Here is a 21,419-nt window from a genome sequence, read left to right on the forward strand (position 1 = left end):
TCTACCGCTCCTTTCCCCACGGGCCAGGAGCCGCAACCTCTGCAGCCAGCATTCTGCGCAGACATCCCAGGCAACGGGAACGGACGGGCCCCAAACTTCCTTGTGAGATACCCAACTCTCCTGCGATTTCACGGTAAGTGAGGTCTCTGGGTGAAAGAAGTGCCTTCATCAGCTCGGGACACCGTCCGGGCAATCGGGCGACGGCCGACCGCAGGGCCCGGTTCTCCTCGCCGTGCAGCAGGGCGTCTTCCGGTTCGGCGGCGCCGGGTGAGCGGTGCGTGCGGTGGCCGTCCACGGAGTGATGGCGGTGGTCATAGGGGATCTCGCGGCGGGCGCGGCGCCGGGCGCGGCGGGCCTCCGCGCGCACGGCCCGGCGCAGCCAGCGGGCCGGCCCGTCCGGATCGGGGGTGCGTCCCCCCTGCTCCAGCAGCCTGACCCAGACGGCCTGTTCCAGATCGGCCGCGTCCACTCCGGTGCCCGGTGCCTCCGCCGCCGCTTCGGCGGAGAGCAGCGGGCCCAGTTCGTTCAGCAGGTCCATGCCGGGCGGGACGAACGGGCCGGGCCCGGTGGTTTCCCCACCGGGCCCGGCCCACTCGTACGGGAAGCTCCGCTCAGCGGTTGACGGGGCGTCGGCCGGGCCGGAAGGCCTCCGCCGCGAGCAGCCCGGTGTCCGGGTTGTCGGTGAAGATCCCGTCGATGCCCTGTTCGAAGTACGTCTTGAAGGCGCCGAGGGCGTCCCCGTACGCGGTCGGGTCGGTGCCCTTGCGGTACTCGGCCGGCAGGAAGTTGTTCTCGTTGCGCGCGGTATAGGGGTGCAGCAGCAGCCCCTGGGCGTGGGCGTCCTTGACGAGGGTGGTCGGGGCGCCGAGCCTGCCGTCCGCGGTGCGCGGGAGGATCAGGTCCATGGTGGGGCCGATGCCCTGGGCGAAGCCGGCGATCCACTTCAGTCCCTCAGGCTTGACCAGGTCGGCGACCGTGCGGGGGTCCTTGGCCTGTTCGAAGTCCCACGGGCGGGTGCCGGCCGCGGACAGCAGCACCACGCGGGGCGCGGAGACCAGCCGGGAGAGCCGCTGGATGCTGGAGGGCTCGAAGGACTGGACGAAGACCGCCGAATCCCGGCGGTCGCGTCCGTAGCGGCGCAGCAGCTTGGCGAGGGGCTCCTCCAGGCCGAGGCCGAGCCCCCGGAAGTAGCTGGGGTGCTTGGTCTCCACGTGCAGCCAGACCTGCCTGTCCCGTCGGCGGCTCTCGCGGTTGGCCCAGCGCAGCACCTCTTCGAAGCTGGGCACCGCCCACTGGCCGTCGTAGAGGGTGTTGCGCTGGCGCAGGGCGGGGATGCGTTCCTTCGCGCGCAGGGTCTTCAGCTCGGCGAGGGTGAAGTCCTCGGTGAACCAGCCGGTCACGGAGACCCCGTCGACCGACTTGGTCGTGCGCCGGGAGGCGAACTCGGGGTGGTCGGCGACGTCCGTGGTCCCGCCGATCTCGTTCTCGTGACGGCAGACCAGGTGCCCGTCACGGGTGGGGACCAGGTCCTGCTCGATGACGTCGGCGCCCATGTCCAGGGCGAGCTGGTAGGAGCCGAGCGTGTGCTCCGGCCGGTAGCCGCTGGCCCCGCGGTGCCCGATCACCGTGGGGTAGGGAAGGTCCCGGTGGCCCGCTGCGTCCTCGGAGGCCGAGGCCGGTCCCGCCGAAAGTCCGGCGATGCCCGTGCCCGCCGCCAGGACGGCCGCTCCCAGAACCGTGCGCCGCGCTGCCCCACCCTGCGTCATGAGTGCCACTCCCCGCTCGTGAAAAGGCCGAAATTGCGTGGCGATCGTAGGCGGGTGGGGATGTCCGGGGGGCCAGCGCGCGAGGAACATGGCGGAAACGTGCGTCAACACTGCGTATCCACTGCGTGAACCCGATGTGCGATCAGCACCGGGCCGCGAGTATCGTCCTCACCTGCGCTACCGCCGTACGCTGGGATGCGCGATCCGCTTTTCGATGCCGGAGGGCCCACGTTGTTCCGTACGCGCCTCATCAAAGCCACTGTCGGACCGGTCATGCGCCTGATGTTCCGCACCCGCGTGGAGGGCATCGAGAACATCCCGGGCTCCGGACCGGTGATTTTGGCGGGCAACCACCTCACCTTCATCGACTCGATGATCCTGCCGCTGGTGTGCGACCGCACGGTCCACTTCATCGGCAAGGACGAGTACGTCACCGGCAAGGGCCTCAAGGGCCGGCTCATGGCCTGGTTCTTCACCGGCGCCGGCATGATCCCCGTCGACCGCGACGGGGCCAACGGCGGAGTCGCGGCCCTGATGACCGGCCGCCGCATCCTCGAAGAGGGCAAGATCTTCGGCATCTACCCCGAGGGCACCCGCTCCCCCGACGGCCGGCTCTACCGCGGCCGCACCGGCATCGCCCGCCTGACGCTGATGACCGGCGCCCCCGTGGTCCCGTTCGCGATGATCGGCACCGATAAGCTCCAGCCCGGCGGCGCCGGCATGCCGCGCCCGGGCCGGGTCACGGTCCGCTTCGGCGAGGCGATGGAGTTCTCCCGCTACGAGGGCATGGACCGCGACCGGTACGTGCTGCGCGCCGTCACCGACTCGGTGATGGCCGAGGTCATGCGGCTCTCGGGGCAGGAGTACGTGGACATGTACGCCACCAAGGCGAAGGCCGCGTAGCCCCTCCCGCCCTACTGCCGCTGGAGTGACCGGCTGACGCCCGCCGCCGTGGTGGTGGCGAGGATCCAGCCGGTCACGATCAGCAGGTACGACAGCCACTGGTACCAGCCGCTCGGCGCGAAGGCCTGCTCCTGGCCGAAGCCGATGATCGGCAGCATCAGGTCGAGCGTGTAGAAGACCGGGTTGAAGTCCGGCGCCTCCCCCGCCTTGATCGGGCGGGGCGGCCGCAGGCCGTACGCGATCCACCCGGTCAGCAGCAGCGCCAGCAGCCAGCCCGCCGCGCGCAGCGGCCGGAACCCGTAGCCGACGGTGACGTCCTGGAGCAGCCCCCAGACGCGGGAGTGCCGGGGCTGGGTGCGCCGGTGGCGGCGCAGCTTGGCGAGCTGGACGGTCCGGGCGGCAGCCTCGTCGCCCGCCGTGCGGTAGGCCGCGGCGAGCTGTTCGTAGGCGTAGGGGAGGTATCCCGACTCCTCCCGGTCCAGCAGGGGCAGCCGCTCCTCGGCGGGCAGGTGTGGGTGCAGCACCCGGTAGGTGAGCCCGTCGGCGCGGACCACGGGCGGCCAGGTGCCGGGGGCGACGTAGAGCATGTCCAGCTGGCTGCGGCGCAGGTTGACTATGCCGTCGATGGGAGGGCACTCGCGGAGCCAGAACTCGCCGATCGAGCAGCTGCTGGCGCGCAGGGCGACTCCGCCCGGGTTGCTCAGCCGCGCGCGCGTCAGGAGCAGCTGACCGGGGATCCGGGCACCGGTGAGGTTGACCATACCCTCGGCTTCGAGCTGGTGGCCGCGCAGATCGGTGCCGACGGAGACGGTCTCGGCGTGGAAGGCGATCCCGCCGGGGTTGATCAGCTTCGCCCGGTCCAGGCTGATCAGCCCGGCGACGGTGGCGCCGTTGATCCGGAGCTGGCCGCGGAGGGTGAGCTCGTCCGCGATGATGTCGGTGCCTATTTCGGCGTGGTTGAGCTGGAGCGGGGGTTCGCCCTGCTCGTCGGTGGCGCCGCCGGGTCCGATCACCGCTCCCTGGAGGAAGAGGGTTCCGGCTATCCGGGCCCCCTTCAGCCGGACCGGACCGGTGACGCGGCAGCAGTTCAGCCGCAGGGCGACGTCCACGCTGACGGTGGAGGCGGTCAGCCCGGGCAGCGCCGAGTCCGTGAGGACCAGGGCCCGCAGCCGGGCCCCGTACAGCTGGGGTTTGCGCTCGAACCAGCAGCCGCGCAGCCGGATCGCGTGCTCGATGACGGCGTACTTGAGGCTGAGCTTGCCGGTGATCCGGGCACCCCTGACGTTGAACTCGGTGACCCGCCCCACCGACTCGGGGCTGGTGAGCAGGAGGGCGGCGATCACGTCGGCGCGCAGGGTCCGCTCGGGGCCCCAGCCGTACCCGTCGGAGGCGTCCTCGTCGGGGCGTTCGCGGAAGTCGACGCCTTCGCCACGGGGGAAGGCGTCCCACACGCGGCGTTCGGCCGGGGTCAGTTCGGTGATCTCCATCGCCGGGATGGTGTCCCGGGCGTCAACGGACTGTCAACTTCGGCCGGGACACCACCCATTGTCGGGACGTCAGTGCTCGATGCCGTCCTGCAGCGCCTCCCCCTTCAGCAGGAACCACGCGGCGGCGGCTGTCGCCAGCAGCACGGCCGCGCCGGCCCCGGAGGCGAGCCGCAGGCCGTCCACGAAGGCCTCCTGGGCCGCGCCCAGCATCTGCCCGGCGGCGCCCGGGTCCAGCGTCCTGGCCACCTCGACGGCTCCGCCGAGGGACTCGTGTGCGGCGTCGGCCGCAGGGCCCGCGACGGACGCGGGGGCGGTGAAGCCCTGGTAGACGCCGGTGACGATCGAGCCGAGCAGGGCGATGCCGAGGGCGGCACCGAGTTCGTACGCCGTCTCGGAGACGGCGGAGGCCGAACCGGCCTGCTCCTTGGGCACGCTGGAGAGGATCACGTCGGCGGTGACGGTGAAGGAGAAGCCGGCGCCGAGGCCGACGACGAGCAGGGCCGCGCCGAGCAGCGGGTAGCCGCTCTCCTTGTGCAGCACGGTCAGCGCGCCGAGGGCCAGGCCGATGGCGGCGAGGCCGCCCGTCACGACGACGCGTACCGAGTGCCTGCGGGCGTAGCGGCCCGCGACGAGGCCGGTGGCCACGGCGCCGATGGCGGCGGGAAGTTCGGCGAGGCCGGCTTCCAGCGGGTCGCGGCCCTGGACGAGCTGGAGGAACTGGGAGAGGAAGAAGACCAGCCCGGAGAGCCCGAAGACGGTGAGCAGGTCGGCCAGGACCGCGCCGGAGAAGCCGCGGTGCCGGAAGAGCCGCATGTCGAGCAGCGGGGCGGGCAGGGTGAACTGGCGCCGGACGAAGGCGTACAGGCAGGCGGCGCCGAGGACGGCGGCGGCCCAGACCTCCCAGGCGGCGAGGCCGTGGGTGGCGGCTTCCTTGACGGCGTAGACGACGCCGATGACGCCGATGAGGGAGAGGCCGACGCTGACCAGGTCCCAGGGGCCGGCGACCGGGTTCTTGGACTCGGGAAGCAGCTTGCTTCCGACGATGACCAGGACGATCATGACGGGGAGGTTGATGAGGAAGACCGAGCCCCAGTAGAAGTGCTGGAGCAGGGCCCCGCCCACGACCGGTCCGACGGCCGCGCCTGCGGAGGCGGTCGCGCCCCAGATGCCGATGGCGAGGCTGCGTTCCTTGGGGTCGTGGAAGATGTTGCGGATCAGCGCGAGGGTGGACGGCATCAGGGTCGCGCCCGCCACGCCGAGCAGGGCCCGGGCGACGATCATCATCTCGGGGCTGGTCGCGTAGGCGTTCAGGACCGAGACGGCGCCGAAGGCGGTGGCGCCGACGAGGAGCAGCTTCTTGCGGCCGATGCGGTCGCCGAGGCTGCCCATCGACACCAGGAGACCGGCGATGACGAAGGAGTAGATGTCGCCGATCCACAGCAGCTGGGTGCCGGACGGCTTGAGGTCCTCGGAGAGCGAAGGGGTGGCGAGGCCGAGCACGGTGGCGTCCACCGCGACCAGCAGCACGGCCAGCACGAGCACGGAGAGCGCCAGCCAGCGCCCACGGCCCCCGCTCTGCACCCCCGTCTCCTCGATCGGGCTCGACTGCTTGGTACTGCTCATCACTCCACGCTCCGTTTGACGCCACCGAGCAGCAGCTCGATGATCATGTACTGAAAGTCCTTGGCGGCGACCCGGCCGTCCATGACGGCCCAGGCGCAGGTGCCGATGAGGCCGTAGAGGGCCTCGGTGAGCCAGGCCGGGCTCAGGTCGATCCGGATGTCGCCCTCTTCCTGACCGCGCCGGAACAGCGCGCCCACGCGGGCGTCGAGCCGTTCCCAGCCCTCGTTGATCTGATCGCCCTCGAACAGCTGGTTCTCGGTGACGAGGAAGGCCAGCAGCTCGGCGTTCGGCTCGGATTCGGCGACGAGCCGGCGCAGCGCGTCGATCGCGCTGCCCTCCTCGAGGCGGGCGTTGTCGAACGCCACCTCGAACTCCCGGATGCCGAGTTCTTCGAGGGCCCGTACGAGGGCGTCGCGCCCGGCGAAGTGCCGGTGGAGGGTCGCGCGCCCGATTCCTGCGGCGCGGGCGACCTCGTCCATCGTGGCGGTCGATTTCCGGGAGAGCAGGGCCGCCGCGTCGCGGAGCACCTGGTCACGATCCATGGCCATGAGACAACCATACCCCAAATGAGACGCCAGTGTCTCATTCGACGGAAAAACAGGCTGCCCCAGGGCCGCCGGAACGGAATGATTCAGAGATGAAGCCGCTGCTGCTGATCGACGTCGACGGACCGCTGAACCCCTACGCCGCCAAGCCCCAGCGCCGCCCCGAGGGCTACACCACCCACCGGATGCGCCCGACCGGCTGGACCGACGCCGAGAGCGTGAAGCCCCTGCGGGTCTGGCTCAACCACGCCCACGGCGCAGAGCTGCTCGCGCTCGCGGACTCGTACGAGCTCGTCTGGGCCACGACGTGGAAGGACGAGGCGAACGACTGGATCGGACCGCACCTCGGCCTGCCGCGACTCCCGTACATCGACTGGCCGGTGATGCACGGCCGGGCGCCGCGCGGCACGTTCTGGAAGACGCAGTACGTCCTGGAGTACGCCGGCCCGCGGCCGTTCGCCTGGATCGACGACGACATCACGGCCATGGACCACGAGTACGTCGACCAGCGCCACCCGGCGCGGGCGCTGCTCATGCGCATCGACGAGCGGATCGGGCTCACCCGCCCCGACTTCGACGCCCTGGCGGACTGGGCGGCGTAGGGCAGACCCCGCCACGGCGCCTGCGTGGCGGGGCCGGGAGTACTCGGACCTGGATCAGGTGAGGGCCGAGGCCAGCAGCCGGGCGGTCTCGGCGACCAGCGCACTGTCCCGGGGGCCGGTCGGCGAGCCCGGCTTGGTCGTCAGGACCGCCATCACGATCGGGGCGCCGTCCGGCGGCCACACCACGCCCACGTCGTTGGCCACCCCGTACTCGTGCCCGCCACCGGTCTTGTCCGCCAGGATCCAGTCCGCGGGGAGCCCGGCCTTGAACCGTTCGGTGTTCGTCGTGTTGGCGATCAGCCAGCCGGTCAGCATCCGGCGGTCGCGGGGCGACAGCGCGTCGCCGAGGAGCAGGCGCGCGTACGTCCTCCCGATGGCCCGGGGGCTGGTGGTGTCGGTCACCCGCCCCGGTTCCGCCGAGTTCAGTTGGGGTTCGTAGCGGTCCAGCCGGGTGATCCGGTCCCCGAGCGAGCGGCTGAAGCGGGTGATCGCCGTGGGGCCGCCCAGTTCCTCGAGGAGCAAGTTGGCCGCGGCGTTGTCGCTGAGGCTGACCGAGGCGGCGCACAGGGCCTCGACCGTCATACCGTCGGCCACGTTCCAGGGCTTGCCCGTCTCGGGGCCGAAGCCCGACTCGTTGACGTACTCCTGCGTGTACCGGATCCGCTTGGCGAGGAACTCGCCGTCCTCGTCGAGGTCCCGCAGCACCGCTGCGGCGGCCAGCCCCTTGAAGACCGAACAGATCGGGAAGCGCTCGTCCGCGCGGTACACCACCGTCCGGCCGGTGCCCGTGTGGCGGGCGAACACCCCCAGCCGGGCGGAGTGCTCCCGCTCCAGCTCCCGCAGCCGCCGGGTCACCGCGGCCCCGGGCTCCGCCGCGTGGGCCTGGCCCCCGGCGGTCGCGGCCAGGCCGGTGAAGAGCACGGTGCCCGTGCCGAGTGCCAATAACGCGCGCCGGGACGGACCGGCTCCTGAGATGTCCACGATCGTCTCCTCGTCTCCGTCGATCAGGTCACCGTCCAACACGCGCCTTGCGGGGCTGATGGTTCCCGCGGGGCGGGAGGGCACGGCGCATGCCGAAGGGGCGGCCGGGGCCCATGCGCCCCGGCCGCCCCTTCGGGGTGGTCCCGTTACTGCTTGTGGGCCGCCCAGGCGTGCTGGATGACCAGGTCCGCCTTCAGCTCGGTGAGCTGGACGGCGACGGCGGACGGGGCGGTGCCGCCGCGGCCGTTGCGGGAGGCCAGGGCCCCGGGGACGTTGAGGACGGTGCGGACCTCGGGGGTCAGGTGCTCCGAGATCTTCGCGAACTGCTCGTCCGTGAGCTCGTCCAGCTCGATGCCGAGCCCCTCGCACACCTTGACGCACTCGCCGGCCACCTCGTGCGCCACCCGGAACGGGACGCCCTGCTTGACCAGCCACTCCGCGATGTCGGTGGCGAGCGAGAAGCCCGCCGGAGCCAGCTCCTCCATCCGCTCCCGGTTGACCGTGAGGGTGGCCATCATGCCCGTGAAGGCCGGGAGCAGGACCTCGAGGGTGTCGCAGGAGTCGAAGACCGGCTCCTTGTCCTCCTGGAGGTCCCGGTTGTAGGCCAGCGGCAGGGCCTTGAGGGTCGCGAGGAGACCCGTCAGGTTGCCGATGAGCCGGCCCGACTTGCCGCGCGCCAGCTCCGCGATGTCCGGGTTCTTCTTCTGCGGCATGATCGACGACCCGGTGGAGAAGGCGTCGTGCAGGGTCACGAAGGAGAACTCCTTCGTGTTCCAGATGATGATCTCCTCGGCGATCCGGGACAGGTTGATCCCGATCATCGCGGTGACGAAGGCGAATTCGGCGACGAAGTCGCGCGAGGCCGTGCCGTCGATGGAGTTGCCGACCGAGCCCCGCTCGAAGCCCAGGTCAGCGGCGACCGCCTCCGGGTCCAGGCCGAGGGAGGAGCCGGCCAGCGCGCCCGAGCCGTACGGGGACACCGCGGTCCGGGTGTCCCACTGGCGCAGCCGCTCCGCGTCCCGGGACAGGGACTGCACGTGGGCGAGCACGTGGTGGGCGAAGAGCACCGGCTGCGCGTGCTGGAGGTGGGTGCGGCCCGGCATCGCCACGTCCGCGTGGGTCTCGGCGAGGCCGACCAGCGCGTCCTGGAGGTCGGCGACGAGGCCGCCGATGATCCGGGCGTGGTCGCGCAGGTACATCCGGAAGAGCGTGGCCACCTGGTCGTTGCGGGACCGGCCGGCGCGCAGCTTGCCGCCGAGGTCGGCGCCGAGGCGCTCCAGCAGGCCGCGCTCCAGGGCGGTGTGCACGTCCTCGTCGGCGATGGTGCCGGTGAAGGAGCCGTCGGCGACGTCGGCTTCGAGCTGGTCGAGGCCGGCGATCATGCGGTCGAGTTCCTCGGCGGTGAGGAGACCCGCCTTGTGGAGGACGCGGGCGTGGGCGCGGGAGCCCGCGATGTCGTAGGGCGCGAGGCGCCAGTCGAAGTGGACCGACGCGGACAGCTTCGCGAGGGCCTCGGCCGGGCCGTCGGCGAACCGGCCGCCCCAGAGCCGGACGTCACCACCGTTGTTGCTGCTCACAGCTACTGCTCCTCAAGACTGCATGGCTTGGACTGCCTGGATGGCTTCGGATGTGAAACCGCCTCCCCGCCGCGGAGGTAACGGGGAGGCGATCGGGGTACTGCGTTTAAGGGTTACGCGAGACCGCGACGGGCGGCGATCTTCGACGAGAGGGCGAAGATGTCGATGAAGCCCTGGGCCTTGGACTGGTCGAAGGTGTCGCCCGAGTCGTAGGTCGCCAGGTTGAAGTCGTACAGCGACTCCTCGGACCGGCGGCCGGTGACGACGGCGCGGCCGCCGTGCAGGGTCATCCGGATGTCACCGGTGACGTGCTGGTTGGCCTCGTTGATGAAGCCGTCCAGCGCCCGCTTGAGCGGGGAGAACCACAGGCCGTCGTAGACCAGCTCGCCCCAGCGCTGCTCGACCTGCCGCTTGTAGCGGGCCAGCTCGCGCTCGACGGTGACGCTCTCCAGCTCGGAGTGGGCGGTGATCAGCGCGATCGCGCCCGGGGCCTCGTACACCTCGCGGGACTTGATGCCGACGAGGCGGTCCTCGACCATGTCGATCCGGCCGACGCCCTGGGCGCCGGCGCGCTGGTTGAGCTGCTGGATGGCCTGGAGGACCGTGACGGGCTCGCCGTCGATGGCGACGGGCACGCCCTCCTTGAAGGAGATGACGACCTCGTCGGCCTCGCGCGGCGCGGCCGGGTTCGCGGTGTACTCGTAGATGTCCTCGACCGGGCCGTTCCAGATGTCCTCCAGGAAGCCCGTCTCGACGGCGCGCCCGAAGACGTTCTGGTCGATGGAGTACGGGGACTTCTTGGTGGTCGCGATCGGCAGGTCGGCCTTCTCGGCGAAGGCGATGGCCTTGTCGCGGGTCATCGCGTAGTCGCGGACCGGGGCGATGCACGTGAGGTCGGGGCCGAGGGCCTGGATGCCGGCCTCGAAGCGGACCTGGTCGTTGCCCTTGCCGGTGCAGCCGTGGGCCACGATCGAGGCGCCGTGCTTGGTGGCGGCGGCGACCAGGTGCTTGACGATCGCCGGCCGGGAGAGTGCCGAGACCAGCGGGTAGCGGTCCATGTAGAGGGCGTTGGCCTTGATCGCCGGGAGGCAGTACTCGTCGGCGAACTCGTCCTTGGCGTCGGCGACCTCGGCCTCGACGGCACCGCAGGCGAGGGCCCGCTTGCGGATGACGTCCAGGTCCTCGCCGCCCTGGCCGACGTCCACCGCGACCGCGATGACCTCGGCGCCCGTCTCCTCGGCTATCCAGCCGATGGCGACGGAGGTGTCCAGCCCGCCCGAGTAGGCGAGCACGACGCGCTCGGCCATGGGTTCCTCCTTACGGTGCATCCAACAACAGGCATAACTATGCACTGCTCCGTATGTTTCGTCAATCGAGCCCCGCCCCGGAGCCCTGACCAGCCCGAATATCGGAAGCCCCGCGCATGGACGCCCCACTACGATCGGCGGACGACTCGGGGAGGGCGCATGGGAGCCGGTGTACGGCGGGACGTGTTCATGGGGCGGGCGGCCGCGCAGGACCTGCTGTGGAAGCAGGACCCCGCGCCGGTCGCGGGCGTGCTCGGCCTGAGCGGACCCGAGGCCTGGATCGCCTTCGACGAGGAGGTCCGCCGCATCGGCCGCGGGTACGACCCGCCGCCGCGCGGCAAACGGCTCGAGGCCCGGCTCTGCGACCCCGACGGGCAGATCCGCGCGGCCGCCCTCGCCGCGTGGCGGTTCCCGCCGCTCCCTCTCGTCCTGATCCGGTGCGCCGACTGGGCCCCGCCGGTGCGCGAGCGGGCCCGGCGCGTGCTCGGCCGGCTCGTGGCCAAGTACCCCGCCGACGTGCTGGCCCTGCTCACCCCGCTCGCCCTGAGGCTGGGCGCGCGGGAGCACGGCGGCTGGGCCGTGGAGCAGCTGGAGGCGGCCCTGACCGGCCGGTACTCCCTGCTCACGGCGTGGTGGCGGCCCGGACGGCCCTCGACGACGTGGGAGTGGACCTCACTGCCCCCCGCGCAGCGGGCCGCCGTCCTGGAACGGCTGCACCGGGACGCCGACCTGCCGGCCCGGCGGTTCGCCGCCCGGCTGGCCATCGGGGCCGGGCGGACCGGCGTACGGGAGCTCGCGCGGCGGGCCGCCGACGAGCCGGATCCGGTGACCGCCCGGCTGTGGACCGACGCCGCGCTGGCGGTGATGGCCGCCGACGGACCGGACGACGCGGCGCTCGACGCGCTGCTGCGCGGCCGGCACCCGATGGTCCGCTCCGCCGGGGTCACCGCCCTGCGGCGGGCCGGGCGGGCGGCCGAGGCCGCGGCGCACCTCGCCGACCGGTCGGGTCTCGTACGGGCCTGCGCGCGCTGGCTGCTGCGGCAGGACGGCGGCGACGCCCGGGCGCACTACCGCGAGCTGCTCGCGGACCCGGCGGGCTGCTCCCCGTACGCCGTGACCGGCTTGGCCGAATGCGGCGAACGGGCCGAAGCGGAGCCCCTGCTGCGGGAGTTGCTGGACCACCGGGCCGGCGCGGTGCGGGCCGCCGCGGCCGCCGGGCTGCGCCGGCTGGACATCAGGGTCGAGGACGCGCGGCTGCTGCCGCTGCTCGACGACTCCGCGCCCGCCGCGCCCCGCGAGGCCGCGCTGAGCCTGCTCCCGGTGGCCTGGCGGCTGGACCCCGTGGAGCTGGCCCCGCGCACGACCCCCGGGCGCCGCCCGGCCACCCGGCGGGCCGCCTTCCGGCTGCTGTGCGCCCAGGGCGGGATCGCCGCACTGCGGGCCGCGGTGGACCTGGCGGCCGACCCCGATCCGGGGATCCGGCGGGCGGCGCGGACGGCGCTGCGGCGCCGGGACTGGTGGGCGGGCCTGCGCGAGAGCGGGGCGGACGGGGCCGAGCTGCGCGAGCTGCTGGCCCGGTCGGCGGAGTTGTTCGAGGACCACGAGCTCGGACTGCTCCTGAGGCTGCTGGTTCCACGAAGGGAAATCCAATAATCGGAGTGCAGAATTCCGGGAGATAATCCCGCCATGGGAAAGCTCTACGAACGAATCGACGACCGGCTGCGCGAGTTCATCGAGGCGCAGCCGATTTTCTTCACCGCGACCGCTCCGCTGGACGGTGACGGGCACGTCAACCTGTCCCCCAAGGGCCGCGCCGGAACCCTGGTCGTCATCGACGAACAGACCCTCGCCTACCTGGACTTCGGCGGCAGCGGCGCCGAGACCATCGCCCACGTCCGCGAGAACGGCCGGATCACGCTGATGTGGTGCGCGTTCAGCGGCCCGCCGAACATCGTCCGCATACACGGCGACGGCGAGGCCGTCTTCCGTGACGACCCGCGCTGGGAAGATCTGGTCGTCCGTTTCGGGGACGCCGACGGGCCGGCGGCGCGTGCCGTCATCCTCGTCAAGGCCCGCCGGATCGCGACGGTGTGCGGGTTCGCCATCCCCTTGATGGACTACCAGGGCGAGCGCACCCTCCACGCGGAGTACTTCGGCCGCAAGACGGACGAGGAGTTCAGCGAGTACTGCGAGAAGAAGGAGCACATCGCAGTCAGCATCGACGGCCTGCCGGGCCTTCCGCTGCCCCTTCCGCCCCGTACCGTCTGACATGTGCCGCGTACCGCGCTTGTCGCCGCCTCGCTGATCGTCGCCGGCCTGCTGTCCCAGGGCCCTCCGGGCACCCACGCCGGTCCCCTGCTGCCCGCCCGGCTCGCCGACACCGGCGGCGGCAGTCAGCTGATCACCGCCGTCGCGCCCGCCCCCGGATCCACCACCGGCCGCCTGACCTGGTGGGACCGGCGGGCGGGGCGCTGGTACGCGGCCGGGAGCGCGCCCGCGCGCTTCGGGGCGAACGGCCTGGCCGAGGGCGCGACCCGTACGCAGGGCACCGACACCACGCCGACGGGGCTGTACGCGCTCCCGTACGCCTTCGGGATCCGCCGCGCCCCGGCCGGGACCGAGTACCGGTACCGGCGGGTGACGGACCGTTCGTGGTGGTGCCAGGACAACCGCTCCGCCGCCTACAACCGCTGGGTGGAGCCGCTGCCCGCGGACTGCGCGCCGGGCGAGGCCGAGCACCTGGTGACGTACGAGAAGCAGTACGCGCACGCACTGCTCATCGCCTTCAACTACGACCGGCCCGTACGCGGCCGGGGCGCGGGCATCTTCCTGCACGTCAACGGCAAGGGCGCGACGGCCGGTTGCGTGTCCGTGCCGGAGCGGGCGATGCGCGAGATCCTCCGCTGGGCGAACCCGAGGCGCCGCCCGCACATCGCGATCGGCACGGCGTCGGGGGCGCTGGCCGTCACCCGGTACTGAGCTGCCCGTGGATCGGGGTCAGCCTTCCTTCTGCGCCAGTCGCAGGAGGTGGTCGGCCAGGGCCTGGCCGCCCTCCGGGTCGCGGCTGATCAGCATCAGGGTGTCGTCGCCCGCGATCGTGCCGAGGATCTCCCGGAGTTCGGCCTGGTCGATCGCCGACGCGAGGAACTGGGCCGCGCCCGGCGGGGTGCGCAGGACCACGAGGTTCGCGGAGGCCTCCGCCGAGATCAGCAGCTCCCCGGAGAGGCGCCGCATGCGCTCCTCCTTCGCCGACTCCCCCAGCGGGGCCTGCGGGGTGCGGAAGCCGCCCTCGCTTGGCACCGCGTAGATCAGCTCGCCGCCGGTGTTGCGGATCTTCACCGCGCCCAGCTCGTCGAGGTCGCGGGAGAGCGTCGCCTGGGTGACGCTCAGCCCGTCGTCGGCGAGCAGCTTGGCCAGCTGGCTCTGGGAGCGGACCGGCTGCCGGTTGAGGATGTCCACGATCCGGCGGTGGCGGGCCGTGCGGGTCTGCGGCACGGCCTGGCCGCCGTGCTCGTTGTCCTGCGGCTGACTCATCGTCGTCTCATTCTCCGGATCCGTCCCCTTGGGCTGCGTCGAGGACGCCCGGCAGCGCCCGGAGGAACGCGTCCACCTCGGCCTCGGTCAGTACGAACGGCGGCATGAGCCGTACGACGTCGGGGGCGGGCGCGTTGACCAGGAAGCCGGCGTCCTGAGCCGCCTGCTGCACCTTGGGCGCGAGCGGCTCGGTCAGCACGATACCCAGCAGCAGACCGGCGCCGCGGACGTGGGAGACCAACGAGTGCCCGGAGGCTTCGATTCCGGAGCGCAGCCGCTCGCCCCGCTCCTTGACCTGGTCGAGCAGCCCTCCGCCCGCGATGGTGTCGATCACGGCGAGGCCGGCGGCGCAGGCGACCGGGTTCCCGCCGAAGGTGGTGCCGTGCTGGCCGGGCTGGAGCAGGTCCGCGGCGGCGCCGAAGGCGGCGACGGCGCCGATCGGCAGGCCGCCGCCGAGGCCCTTGGCGAGGGTGACGAGGTCGGGTTCGACGCCCTCGTGGGCCTGGTGCTCGAACCACTGGCCGCACCTGCCGATGCCGGTCTGCACCTCGTCGAGCACGAGCAGGGTGCCGGTGGCCCGGGTGATCTCGCGGGCGGCCGTCAGGTAGCCGGCGGGGGGCACGACGACGCCGTTCTCGCCCTGGATGGGCTCGATGACGACGAGCGCGGTCTCCTCGGTGACGGCGGCCCGCAGCGCCTCGACGTCGCCGTACGGGACGTGCGTGACGTCGCCCGGCAGCGGCAGGAAGGGCTCCTGCTTCTTCGGCTGGCCGGTGAGCGCGAGGGCGCCCATGGTCCGGCCGTGGAAGCCGCCGCCGGTGGCGACCATGTGGGTCCGCCCGGTCAGCCGGCCGATCTTGAAGGCGGCCTCGACGGCCTCGGCACCGGAGTTGCAGAAGAACACCTTGCCGGGCCGGCCGAAGATCTGGAGCAGCCGCTCGCCGAGCGCGACGACCGGCTCGGAGGCGTAGAGGTTGGAGACGTGGCCCAGGGTCTGGATCTGCCCGGTGACGGCCGCGACGATCGCCGGGTGGGCGTGGCCGAGGGCGTTCACGGCGATGCCGCCGACGAAGTCGGTGTACTGCTTGCCGTCCGCGTCCCAGACCTGCGCGCCCTCACCGCGTACGAGGGCCAGCGCGGGGGTGCCGTAGTTGTTGGTCAGCGCACCCTGCCAGCGCGCCTGGTAGTCCTCGTTGCCGGTCACTGTGCTCCCCCTTGCTTCCCGTCCGGCACGACCATCGTGCCGATTCCCTCGTCCGTGAAGATCTCCAGCAGGATCGAGTGCTGGACCCGCCCGTCGATCACGCGGGCGGTGCTGACGCCGCCGCGCACCGCGTGCAGGCAGCCCTCCATCTTGGGCACCATGCCGCTGGACAGCTCGGGCAGCAGCTTCTCCAGCTCGCTGACGGTGAGCCGGCTGATGACCTCGTCGCTGTTGGGCCAGTCCGCGTAGAGGCCCTCGACGTCGGTGAGGACCATCAGGGTCTCGGCGCCGAGTGCGGCGGCGAGCGCGGCGGCGGCCGTGTCGGCGTTCACGTTGTACACGTGGTGGTCGTCGGCGCTGCGCGCGATGGAGGAGATGACCGGGATCCGGCCGTCCGCCAGCAGTGCTTCGATCGCGCCGGTGTCGATGGCGGTGATCTCGCCGACCCGCCCGATGTCGACGAGCTCGCCGTCGATCTCGGGGCTGTGCTTGGTGGCGGTGATGGTGTGGGCGTCCTCGCCGGTCAGGCCGACGGCGAGGGGCCCGTGCTGGTTGAGGAGCCCGACCAGCTCGCGCTGGACCCGGCCCGCCAGGACCATCCGTACGACGTCCATGGCGTCGGGCGTGGTGACGCGCAGGCCGGCCTTGAACTCGCTGACCAGGCCTTCCTTGTCGAGCTGGGCGTTGATCTGGGGGCCGCCGCCGTGCACCACCACGGGCCGCAGGCCCGCCTGCCGCAGGAAGACCACGTCCTGGGCGAAGGCCGCCTTGAGGTCTTCGTCGATCATGGCGTTGCCGCCGAACTTGATGACGATGATCTTGCCGTTGTGGCGGGTGAGCCACGGCAGGGCCTCGATCAAGATCTCCGCCTTCGGGAGCGCCGTGTGCTTCCTTGCAGTGCTCATGAGGAGTAGGCCGAGTTCTCGTGGACGTAGTCGGCGGTCAGGTCGTTGGCCCAGATGACCGCGGACTCCTCGCCGGTGGACAGGTCGGCGGTGATGCGGACCTCGCGGTCCTTCATGCTCACCAGGTCGCGGTCCTCGCCGACCGAGCCGTTCTTGCAGACCCAGACGTCGTTGATGGCGACGTTCAGCCGGTCCGGGTCGAACGCGGCCTTGGTGGTGCCGATGGCGGAGAGCACCCGGCCCCAGTTCGGGTCCTCGCCGTGGATGGCGCACTTGAGCAGGTTGTTGCGGGCGATGGAGCGGCCGACCTCGACCGCGTCGTCCTCACTGGCCGCGCCGATGACCTCGATGCGGATGTCCTTGCTGGCGCCCTCGGCGTCGCCGATCAGCTGGCGGGCGAGGTCGTCGCAGACCGTGCGTACGGCCTCCGCGAACTCCTCGTACGCCGGCACCTGGCCGGACGCCCCGGAGGCCAGCAGCAGCACCGTGTCGTTGGTGGACATGCAGCCGTCGGAGTCGACCCGGTCGAAGGTGGTCCGGGTGGCGGCGCGCAGGGCCCGGTCGAGCGTGGCGCTGTCCAGGTCGGCGTCGGTGGTGAGGACGACGAGCATGGTGGCGAGGCCCGGGGCGAGCATGCCGGCGCCCTTGGCCATGCCGCCGACGGTCCAGCCGCCCTGGGAGACGGTGGCCGTCTTGTGCACGGTGTCGGTGGTCTTGATGGCGATCGCCGCGGCCTCGCCGCCGTCCGCGGACAGGGCGGCGGCGGCGGTGTCGATGCCGGGGAGCAGCTTGTCCATGGGGAGCAGGACGCCGATCAGGCCGGTGGAGGCCACGGCGACCTCGCCGGCGTTGAAGTCGCCGCCGAGCGTCTCGGCGACCTTCTCGGCGGTGGCGTGGGTGTCCTGGAAGCCCTTGGGGCCGGTGCAGGCGTTGGCGCCGCCGGAGTTCAGGACGACCGCGCCGACCACGCCGCCGCGCAGGACCTGCTCGGACCAGTGCACGGGCGCGGCCTTGACGCGGTTGGAGGTGAAGACGCCGGCCGCGGCCAGCTTCGGCCCGTTGTTGACCACGAGGGCCAGGTCCGGGTTGCCGTTCGCCTTGATCCCGGCGGCGATGCCCGCCGCCGTGAATCCCTGTGCTGCCGTGACGCTCACGGTGCCACTCCGATCGTGGAAAGACCCAGGCTCTCGTGGAGCCCGAGGGCGATGTTCATGCTCTGTACCGCGCCGCCGGCGGTGCCCTTGGTGAGGTTGTCGATGGCGCTGATCGCGATGATGCGCCCGGCAGCCCCGTCGTATGCGACCTGCACGTGGACGGCGTTCGAACCCTGGACGGACTTGGTGGTGGGCCACTGCCCCTCGGGGAGCAGCCGGACGAAGGGCTCGTCGGCGTAGGCCTTCTCGTAGGCGGCGCGGAGCGATTCCGCGGTGGTGCCGGGGAGGGCCTTGGCGGAGCAGGTGGCGAGGATGCCGCGCGCCATGGGCACGAGGGTCGGCGTGAAGGAGACGGAGACCCGCTCCCCGGCGAGCGGGGACAGGTTCTGCACCATCTCGGGGGTGTGGCGGTGTCCGCCGCCGACTCCGTAGGGGGTGGCCGTGCCCATCACCTCGGAGCCGAGCAGGTTCGTCTTGAGGGCCTTGCCGGCGCCGGAGGTGCCGGTGGCGGCGACGATCACGGCCTCGGGCTCCGCGAGCCGCGCCTGGTAGGCGGGGAACAGGGCGAGGGAGACGGCGGTGGGGAAGCAGCCGGGCACGGCGACGCGCTTGGCGCCCGCGAGGGCGGCGCGGCCGCCCGGCAGCTCGGGGAGGCCGTAGGGCCAGGTCCCGGCGTGCGTGCCGCCGTAGAAGGCGTCCCAGTCGGCCGAGTCCTTGAGCCGGTGGTCGGCGCCCATGTCGATGACGAGGACGTCCTCGCCGAGCTGGGCGGCGACGGCGGCGGACTGGCCGTGCGGGAGTGCGAGGAACACGACGTCGTGGCCGGCGAGCACCTCGGGGGTGGTCGCCTCCAGGGTGCGCCCGGCGAGGGGTCCGAGGTGCGGCTGCAGGTTGCCGAACAGCTCACCCGCGTTGGAGTGGCCGGTCAGCGCGCCGATCTCGACCTCGGGGTGGGAGAGCAGCAGGCGCAGGACTTCACCGCCCGCGTATCCGCTCGCTCCGGCCACCGCTACACGTACCACCATCGGACCCTCCTCATCGATGGCATGACTATACGTATCGCCGCACGTTTATGCAAAGATTCTTCGATCTTCGCGGCCGGTGCCGTGCGATCCTGGGGAGCGTGACATCGCTGGAGGACCTCGTACGACTGCGCCGCGCGCGGGACATGATGGACCGCGACTACGCACAGCCGCTGGACGTCCCGGCGCTGGCTGCCGCCGCCCTCATGTCGGCCGGGCACTTCTCCCGCAGCTTCCGCGCCGCGTACGGCGAAACGCCCTATAGCTACCTTATGACCCGCCGCGTCGAACGGGCCAAGGCGCTGTTGCGGCGGGGTGACCTGAGCGTGACGGACGTCTGCTTCGCCGTGGGGTGCACCTCGCTGGGGTCGTTCAGCTCGCGGTTCACGGAGCTGGTCGGCGAGAGCCCGAGCGCGTACCGGGCCCGGCCCCACGAGGCGGGCGCCGCGATCCCCGCGTGCGTGGCCAAGATCCACACGCGACCGGTCAGGAACGGAGAAGCGGGATCACGGGAGGTCTCGTAGCTTCGGAGGCATGAACAGCATCAAGCTCTCGCAGTGCTTCATCGCAGTCGACGACCACGACAAGGCGCTCGCCTTCTACCGCGACGTCCTCGGCATGGAGGTCCGCAACGACGTCGGGTTCGAGGGGATGCGGTGGGTGACCGTCGGATCGCCCGAGCAGCCCGACGTGGAGATCGTCCTCGAACCGCCGCTCGCCGACCCCAACGCCTCCCCGACCGACCGGCAGGCCATGGCGGAACTCCTCGCGAAGGGCCTGCTGCGCGGGGTGATCTTCCAGACGGACGACGTGGACGCCACCTTCGAGAAGATCCGGGCCGCGGGCGGCGAGGTCCTCCAGGAGCCGGTCGACCAGCCTTACGGCGTGCGCGACTGCGCGTTCCGCGACCCGGCGGGCAACATGCTCCGCTTCAACCAGCCGCGTAGGCGCTAGCCGGACACCCCTAGCCCACTCGGTCCCGGACGAAGAGCGCCAGCAACACTGCCGACAGCAGGAAACCGGCGCCGGCCATCACCTTGGCCGCGATCGGCCGTCGGCGCGGGTCCGCTCCGGCGGCCAGCAGGAGCTGCAGCACGGAGGGGAAGAACAGGAACATCCCACCCATGGCGCCGAGGATCGACCACGGCACCAGCAGCGCCGAGATGAATCCGATGGACCACCCGAAGCCGGACGGCCGGGAGTGCAGCAACAGCGGTACGGCGACCACCGCGGCGGTCACGAGGCCAGGGGTGATGGTGAAGTAACCGTGGCCCGACCACGCGATCAGCGGCACCAGCGGGGTGAGCGCAGCGCACACCACCAGGCCGAACTGCCACGGATGAACGCTCGCTCGCGCAGTGGCTCCCATTGACCTGCCCCCGATCCGACGACTTGAACGCGTTCAAGGTATCGGATCGGGCCAGGCGCTACGTCAGGGGGTGCCGCACCCACACGTTCGGCTCCACGTAGACCGCGTACCCCTGCTCCGGTACGCAGTGGACCGGGGCCAGGGCGCCGGGAACGTGGACGGGGCCCTCCTTGTCGAAGGGGAGGCCGGTCCACTCCCGCCACTGTTCGATCGAGCCGTTGATCGTCATCGACAGCGGGGCCACGGAGTCGACGACCCCGCCCGCCCGGACGTGCACGCGCAGCCAGGGGTCGTGCGGCAGGCCGTCCTCGCGCGTCCGGTACGCGTACTCGTGGATCGAGGTGTCCGGCTCGGCGGGCTTGCCGCTCGGCCGAACGGGGGCCACCGCCTCGGCGAAGCCGCGGGCGCGGGCGTTCTCCCGCATCGCGGCGAGCATCAGCCCGGACAGGCCCTCGCCCTGCCGGTCGGTGGCCACGCTGATCTCGATCGCGCTCACGGTGTCGGGCTCGATCCCGCGGCGCAGGTCGGAGAAGGCCCACATGAGGATCCGGTCCCAGCCCTGCGGGGGCAGCACGCCGTCGCGGCCCGGCGCGTGCTGCGCGAAGGGCACGCTGAAGCCCCGGGCGACCACCGTGTCGCCGTCGGTGGCGATCAGTACGTAGTCGGGGAGCTCGGCGACCATCCGCGGGTACAGCAGCCAGGCGAGCGCGTCGTGCTCGGCGAACTCGGGCCACGAGTCCGTCATGTCCCAGAGCCGTTCGGCCAGTTCGGGTCGCTCCGCGAGGGTGGTGATCCTGATTCCGCTCATCCGGGCAGATTAGGACGCTCCGCCTCCGGTCTCAACGGTTTTAGGCCGGGGCCTGGAGCGAGAGGTGCCAGCGGCCGGACCAGCCCGTGAGGGTCATCGTGGACAGCGGCCTGACGTCCACGTTCCAGTACGTCAGCGGGGGCGCCTTCAGCGCGTAGACCAGGGCCGCTCGGACCACCGAGGGCTCGGCCACCGCCACGATGGCGCCCCCGTCGTCCGCCGGGCGGGTGTCGAGCCAGCCGCCGATCCGGGAGATGAAGGCGAGCAGGGACTCCCCGCCGTGCGGGGCGGCCCGCGGGTCGGTGAGCCAGAGGTCCACCGCCCCGGGCTCGTGGGCGGTCACCTCGGCCAGGGTCATCCCCCGCCAGCGGCCCATGTCGCAGTCGCGCAGGGCCGGCTGGGCGAGCGGGGCGTACCCGAGGGCCTGGCCGGTGGCCCGGCTGCGCGGGGTCGGCGAGCAGTAGCGCAGCTCGGCCGCGCCCAGGCGGGCGAGCCCGGGCGCGGCGGTCTCCACGGCGTGCCAGCCGGTCCCGTCGAGCGGGCGGTCGTCGTCGAAGCGCTCGGCGAGCAGCGGGGAACTACGGGCTGCGGCAACGAGCGAAACCCGAACATGCATGCGGCGATGGTGAGCC

General features: G+C 72.0%; 23 protein-coding genes. 7 read left to right on the forward strand and 16 right to left on the reverse strand.

All coding sequences use genetic code 11. The annotated features are described in order from the left end of the window. Position 1: 1 nt before the first annotated feature. Positions 2–538, reverse strand: coding sequence for a sigma-70 family RNA polymerase sigma factor (locus tag AB0O21_RS30135; protein ID WP_365176010.1), 537 nt, complete (start codon positions 536–538; stop codon positions 2–4). A gap of 73 nt (positions 539–611) precedes the next feature. Next, positions 612–1,766, reverse strand: coding sequence for a glycerophosphodiester phosphodiesterase (locus AB0O21_RS30140; protein ID WP_365176011.1), 1,155 nt, complete (start codon positions 1,764–1,766; stop codon positions 612–614). A gap of 195 nt (positions 1,767–1,961) precedes the next feature. Between AB0O21_RS30140 and AB0O21_RS30145 the strand changes: the two genes are divergently transcribed. Continuing rightward, positions 1,962–2,669: a lysophospholipid acyltransferase family protein gene (locus AB0O21_RS30145; protein ID WP_365176012.1), complete on the forward strand. Its 708-nt coding sequence runs from the start codon at positions 1,962–1,964 to the stop codon at positions 2,667–2,669. Between the two features lie 11 nt (positions 2,670–2,680). On the opposite strand, the gene AB0O21_RS30150 is transcribed toward AB0O21_RS30145, so the two are convergent. The 3 genes from AB0O21_RS30150 to AB0O21_RS30160 all read right to left on the reverse strand — a co-directional run bounded on the left by AB0O21_RS30150 (position 2,681) and on the right by AB0O21_RS30160 (position 6,327). Then, positions 2,681–4,156, reverse strand: a complete 1,476-nt coding sequence (locus tag AB0O21_RS30150; protein WP_365176013.1) for a membrane-associated oxidoreductase — start codon at positions 4,154–4,156, stop codon at positions 2,681–2,683. A 69-nt stretch (positions 4,157–4,225) separates the two neighbouring features. Next, positions 4,226–5,779 (reverse strand): MFS transporter, encoded by a 1,554-nt coding sequence (locus AB0O21_RS30155; RefSeq protein WP_365176014.1) that lies wholly within the window; start codon positions 5,777–5,779, stop codon positions 4,226–4,228. Beyond that, entirely contained in the window at positions 5,779–6,327 is a 549-nt protein-coding gene (locus AB0O21_RS30160) for a helix-turn-helix domain-containing protein (RefSeq protein ID WP_365176015.1), read from the reverse strand. The genes AB0O21_RS30155 and AB0O21_RS30160 overlap by 1 nt, the downstream gene beginning before the upstream one ends. A gap of 89 nt (positions 6,328–6,416) precedes the next feature. On the opposite strand from AB0O21_RS30160, the gene AB0O21_RS30165 reads away from it, so the two are divergent. Next, positions 6,417–6,926, forward strand: a complete 510-nt coding sequence (locus AB0O21_RS30165) for an HAD domain-containing protein (protein WP_365176016.1) — start codon at positions 6,417–6,419, stop codon at positions 6,924–6,926. A 54-nt stretch (positions 6,927–6,980) separates the two neighbouring features. Here AB0O21_RS30165 and bla read toward each other — a convergent pair whose 3' ends face one another. From bla to AB0O21_RS30180, 3 genes are all read right to left on the reverse strand, one after another. Beyond that, a complete protein-coding gene (gene bla / locus AB0O21_RS30170) occupies positions 6,981–7,868 on the reverse strand; it encodes a class A beta-lactamase (RefSeq protein WP_365176038.1) in 888 nt (295 codons plus the stop codon). Between the two features lie 185 nt (positions 7,869–8,053). Then, the gene (argH, locus tag AB0O21_RS30175) at positions 8,054–9,484 is read right to left on the reverse strand and encodes an argininosuccinate lyase (protein WP_365176017.1); all 1,431 of its coding nucleotides are present in this window, start codon (positions 9,482–9,484) and stop codon (positions 8,054–8,056) included. Positions 9,485–9,597: 113 nt separating this feature from the next. Beyond that, positions 9,598–10,791 carry an argininosuccinate synthase gene (locus AB0O21_RS30180; protein ID WP_365176018.1) on the reverse strand — a complete coding sequence of 398 codons (1,194 nt, stop codon included), beginning with the start codon at positions 10,789–10,791 and terminating at the stop codon, positions 9,598–9,600. Positions 10,792–10,950: 159 nt separating this feature from the next. Between AB0O21_RS30180 and AB0O21_RS30185 the strand changes: the two genes are divergently transcribed. From AB0O21_RS30185 to AB0O21_RS30195, 3 genes are read left to right on the forward strand one after another with little or no spacing between them, the layout of a single operon-like run. Further along, positions 10,951–12,444, forward strand: a complete 1,494-nt coding sequence (locus tag AB0O21_RS30185; protein ID WP_365176019.1) for a hypothetical protein — start codon at positions 10,951–10,953, stop codon at positions 12,442–12,444. A 33-nt stretch (positions 12,445–12,477) separates the two neighbouring features. Then, positions 12,478–13,059, forward strand: a complete 582-nt coding sequence (locus AB0O21_RS30190; protein WP_365176020.1) for a pyridoxamine 5'-phosphate oxidase family protein — start codon at positions 12,478–12,480, stop codon at positions 13,057–13,059. Positions 13,060–13,092: 33 nt separating this feature from the next. After that, positions 13,093–13,770, forward strand: coding sequence for a L,D-transpeptidase family protein (locus tag AB0O21_RS30195; RefSeq protein WP_365176039.1), 678 nt, complete (start codon positions 13,093–13,095; stop codon positions 13,768–13,770). A gap of 18 nt (positions 13,771–13,788) precedes the next feature. On the opposite strand, the gene AB0O21_RS30200 is transcribed toward AB0O21_RS30195, so the two are convergent. The 5 genes from AB0O21_RS30200 to argC are packed head-to-tail and all read right to left on the reverse strand — an operon-like array spanning position 13,789 to position 18,613. Next, the gene (locus tag AB0O21_RS30200; RefSeq protein ID WP_365176021.1) at positions 13,789–14,325 is read right to left on the reverse strand and encodes an arginine repressor; all 537 of its coding nucleotides are present in this window, start codon (positions 14,323–14,325) and stop codon (positions 13,789–13,791) included. A 7-nt stretch (positions 14,326–14,332) separates the two neighbouring features. Continuing rightward, on the reverse strand, positions 14,333–15,529 hold the full coding sequence (locus AB0O21_RS30205) for an acetylornithine transaminase (RefSeq protein ID WP_365176022.1): 1,197 nt from the start codon (positions 15,527–15,529) through the stop codon (positions 14,333–14,335). Then, a complete protein-coding gene (gene argB / locus AB0O21_RS30210) occupies positions 15,526–16,434 on the reverse strand; it encodes an acetylglutamate kinase (RefSeq protein ID WP_365176023.1) in 909 nt (302 codons plus the stop codon). The genes AB0O21_RS30205 and argB overlap by 4 nt, the downstream gene beginning before the upstream one ends. After that, on the reverse strand, positions 16,431–17,588 hold the full coding sequence (argJ, locus tag AB0O21_RS30215; protein ID WP_365176024.1) for a bifunctional glutamate N-acetyltransferase/amino-acid acetyltransferase ArgJ: 1,158 nt from the start codon (positions 17,586–17,588) through the stop codon (positions 16,431–16,433). The genes argB and argJ overlap by 4 nt, the downstream gene beginning before the upstream one ends. After that, positions 17,585–18,613, reverse strand: a complete 1,029-nt coding sequence (gene argC, locus AB0O21_RS30220) for an N-acetyl-gamma-glutamyl-phosphate reductase (protein ID WP_365176025.1) — start codon at positions 18,611–18,613, stop codon at positions 17,585–17,587. Before argC ends, argJ begins: the two co-directional genes overlap by 4 nt. Before the next feature lie 47 nt (positions 18,614–18,660). Between argC and AB0O21_RS30225 the strand changes: the two genes are divergently transcribed. Together AB0O21_RS30225 and AB0O21_RS30230 are read left to right on the forward strand one after the other, a co-directional pair. Then, a complete protein-coding gene (locus tag AB0O21_RS30225; RefSeq protein ID WP_365176026.1) occupies positions 18,661–19,134 on the forward strand; it encodes a helix-turn-helix transcriptional regulator in 474 nt (157 codons plus the stop codon). 10 nt (positions 19,135–19,144) lie between these two features. Further along, positions 19,145–19,564, forward strand: coding sequence for a VOC family protein (locus AB0O21_RS30230; RefSeq protein ID WP_365176027.1), 420 nt, complete (start codon positions 19,145–19,147; stop codon positions 19,562–19,564). Positions 19,565–19,574: 10 nt separating this feature from the next. Here AB0O21_RS30230 and AB0O21_RS30235 read toward each other — a convergent pair whose 3' ends face one another. From AB0O21_RS30235 to AB0O21_RS30245, 3 genes are read right to left on the reverse strand one after another with little or no spacing between them, the layout of a single operon-like run. After that, complete coding sequence (locus AB0O21_RS30235; RefSeq protein ID WP_365176028.1) at positions 19,575–19,979, reverse strand: hypothetical protein; 405 nt, start codon at positions 19,977–19,979, stop codon at positions 19,575–19,577. A 58-nt stretch (positions 19,980–20,037) separates the two neighbouring features. Beyond that, on the reverse strand, positions 20,038–20,787 hold the full coding sequence (locus AB0O21_RS30240; protein ID WP_365176029.1) for an N-acetyltransferase: 750 nt from the start codon (positions 20,785–20,787) through the stop codon (positions 20,038–20,040). 40 nt (positions 20,788–20,827) lie between these two features. Beyond that, complete coding sequence (locus AB0O21_RS30245; RefSeq protein WP_365176030.1) at positions 20,828–21,403, reverse strand: histidine phosphatase family protein; 576 nt, start codon at positions 21,401–21,403, stop codon at positions 20,828–20,830. Between the last annotated feature and the right edge of the window lie 16 nt (positions 21,404–21,419).

The sequence above is a fragment of the Streptomyces sp. NPDC091371 genome (genome assembly GCF_040684275.1).
Taxonomy (GTDB): domain Bacteria; phylum Actinomycetota; class Actinomycetes; order Streptomycetales; family Streptomycetaceae; genus Streptomyces.

Excerpts from the sequence above, each read along its gene's own strand:
- argB (WP_365176023.1), bottom strand. The coding sequence starts at position 16,434 with ATGAGCACTGCAAGGAAGCACACGGCGCTCCCGAAGGCGGAGATCTTG.
- AB0O21_RS30145 (WP_365176012.1), top strand. The coding sequence starts at position 1,962 with ATGCGCGATCCGCTTTTCGATGCCGGAGGGCCCACGTTGTTCCGTACG.
- AB0O21_RS30180 (WP_365176018.1), bottom strand. The coding sequence starts at position 10,791 with ATGGCCGAGCGCGTCGTGCTCGCCTACTCGGGCGGGCTGGACACCTCC.
- AB0O21_RS30150 (WP_365176013.1), bottom strand. The coding sequence starts at position 4,156 with ATGGAGATCACCGAACTGACCCCGGCCGAACGCCGCGTGTGGGACGCC.
- AB0O21_RS30160 (WP_365176015.1), bottom strand. The coding sequence starts at position 6,327 with ATGGCCATGGATCGTGACCAGGTGCTCCGCGACGCGGCGGCCCTGCTC.
- argC (WP_365176025.1), bottom strand. The coding sequence starts at position 18,613 with ATGGTGGTACGTGTAGCGGTGGCCGGAGCGAGCGGATACGCGGGCGGT.
- AB0O21_RS30240 (WP_365176029.1), bottom strand. The coding sequence starts at position 20,787 with ATGAGCGGAATCAGGATCACCACCCTCGCGGAGCGACCCGAACTGGCC.
- AB0O21_RS30200 (WP_365176021.1), bottom strand. The coding sequence starts at position 14,325 with ATGAGTCAGCCGCAGGACAACGAGCACGGCGGCCAGGCCGTGCCGCAG.
- AB0O21_RS30185 (WP_365176019.1), top strand. The coding sequence starts at position 10,951 with ATGGGAGCCGGTGTACGGCGGGACGTGTTCATGGGGCGGGCGGCCGCG.
- AB0O21_RS30190 (WP_365176020.1), top strand. The coding sequence starts at position 12,478 with ATGGGAAAGCTCTACGAACGAATCGACGACCGGCTGCGCGAGTTCATC.
- AB0O21_RS30235 (WP_365176028.1), bottom strand. The coding sequence starts at position 19,979 with ATGGGAGCCACTGCGCGAGCGAGCGTTCATCCGTGGCAGTTCGGCCTG.
- AB0O21_RS30140 (WP_365176011.1), bottom strand. The coding sequence starts at position 1,766 with ATGACGCAGGGTGGGGCAGCGCGGCGCACGGTTCTGGGAGCGGCCGTC.
- AB0O21_RS30165 (WP_365176016.1), top strand. The coding sequence starts at position 6,417 with ATGAAGCCGCTGCTGCTGATCGACGTCGACGGACCGCTGAACCCCTAC.
- AB0O21_RS30135 (WP_365176010.1), bottom strand. The coding sequence starts at position 538 with ATGGACCTGCTGAACGAACTGGGCCCGCTGCTCTCCGCCGAAGCGGCG.
- AB0O21_RS30225 (WP_365176026.1), top strand. The coding sequence starts at position 18,661 with ATGCAAAGATTCTTCGATCTTCGCGGCCGGTGCCGTGCGATCCTGGGG.
- AB0O21_RS30245 (WP_365176030.1), bottom strand. The coding sequence starts at position 21,403 with ATGCATGTTCGGGTTTCGCTCGTTGCCGCAGCCCGTAGTTCCCCGCTG.
- AB0O21_RS30230 (WP_365176027.1), top strand. The coding sequence starts at position 19,145 with ATGAACAGCATCAAGCTCTCGCAGTGCTTCATCGCAGTCGACGACCAC.
- AB0O21_RS30155 (WP_365176014.1), bottom strand. The coding sequence starts at position 5,779 with ATGAGCAGTACCAAGCAGTCGAGCCCGATCGAGGAGACGGGGGTGCAG.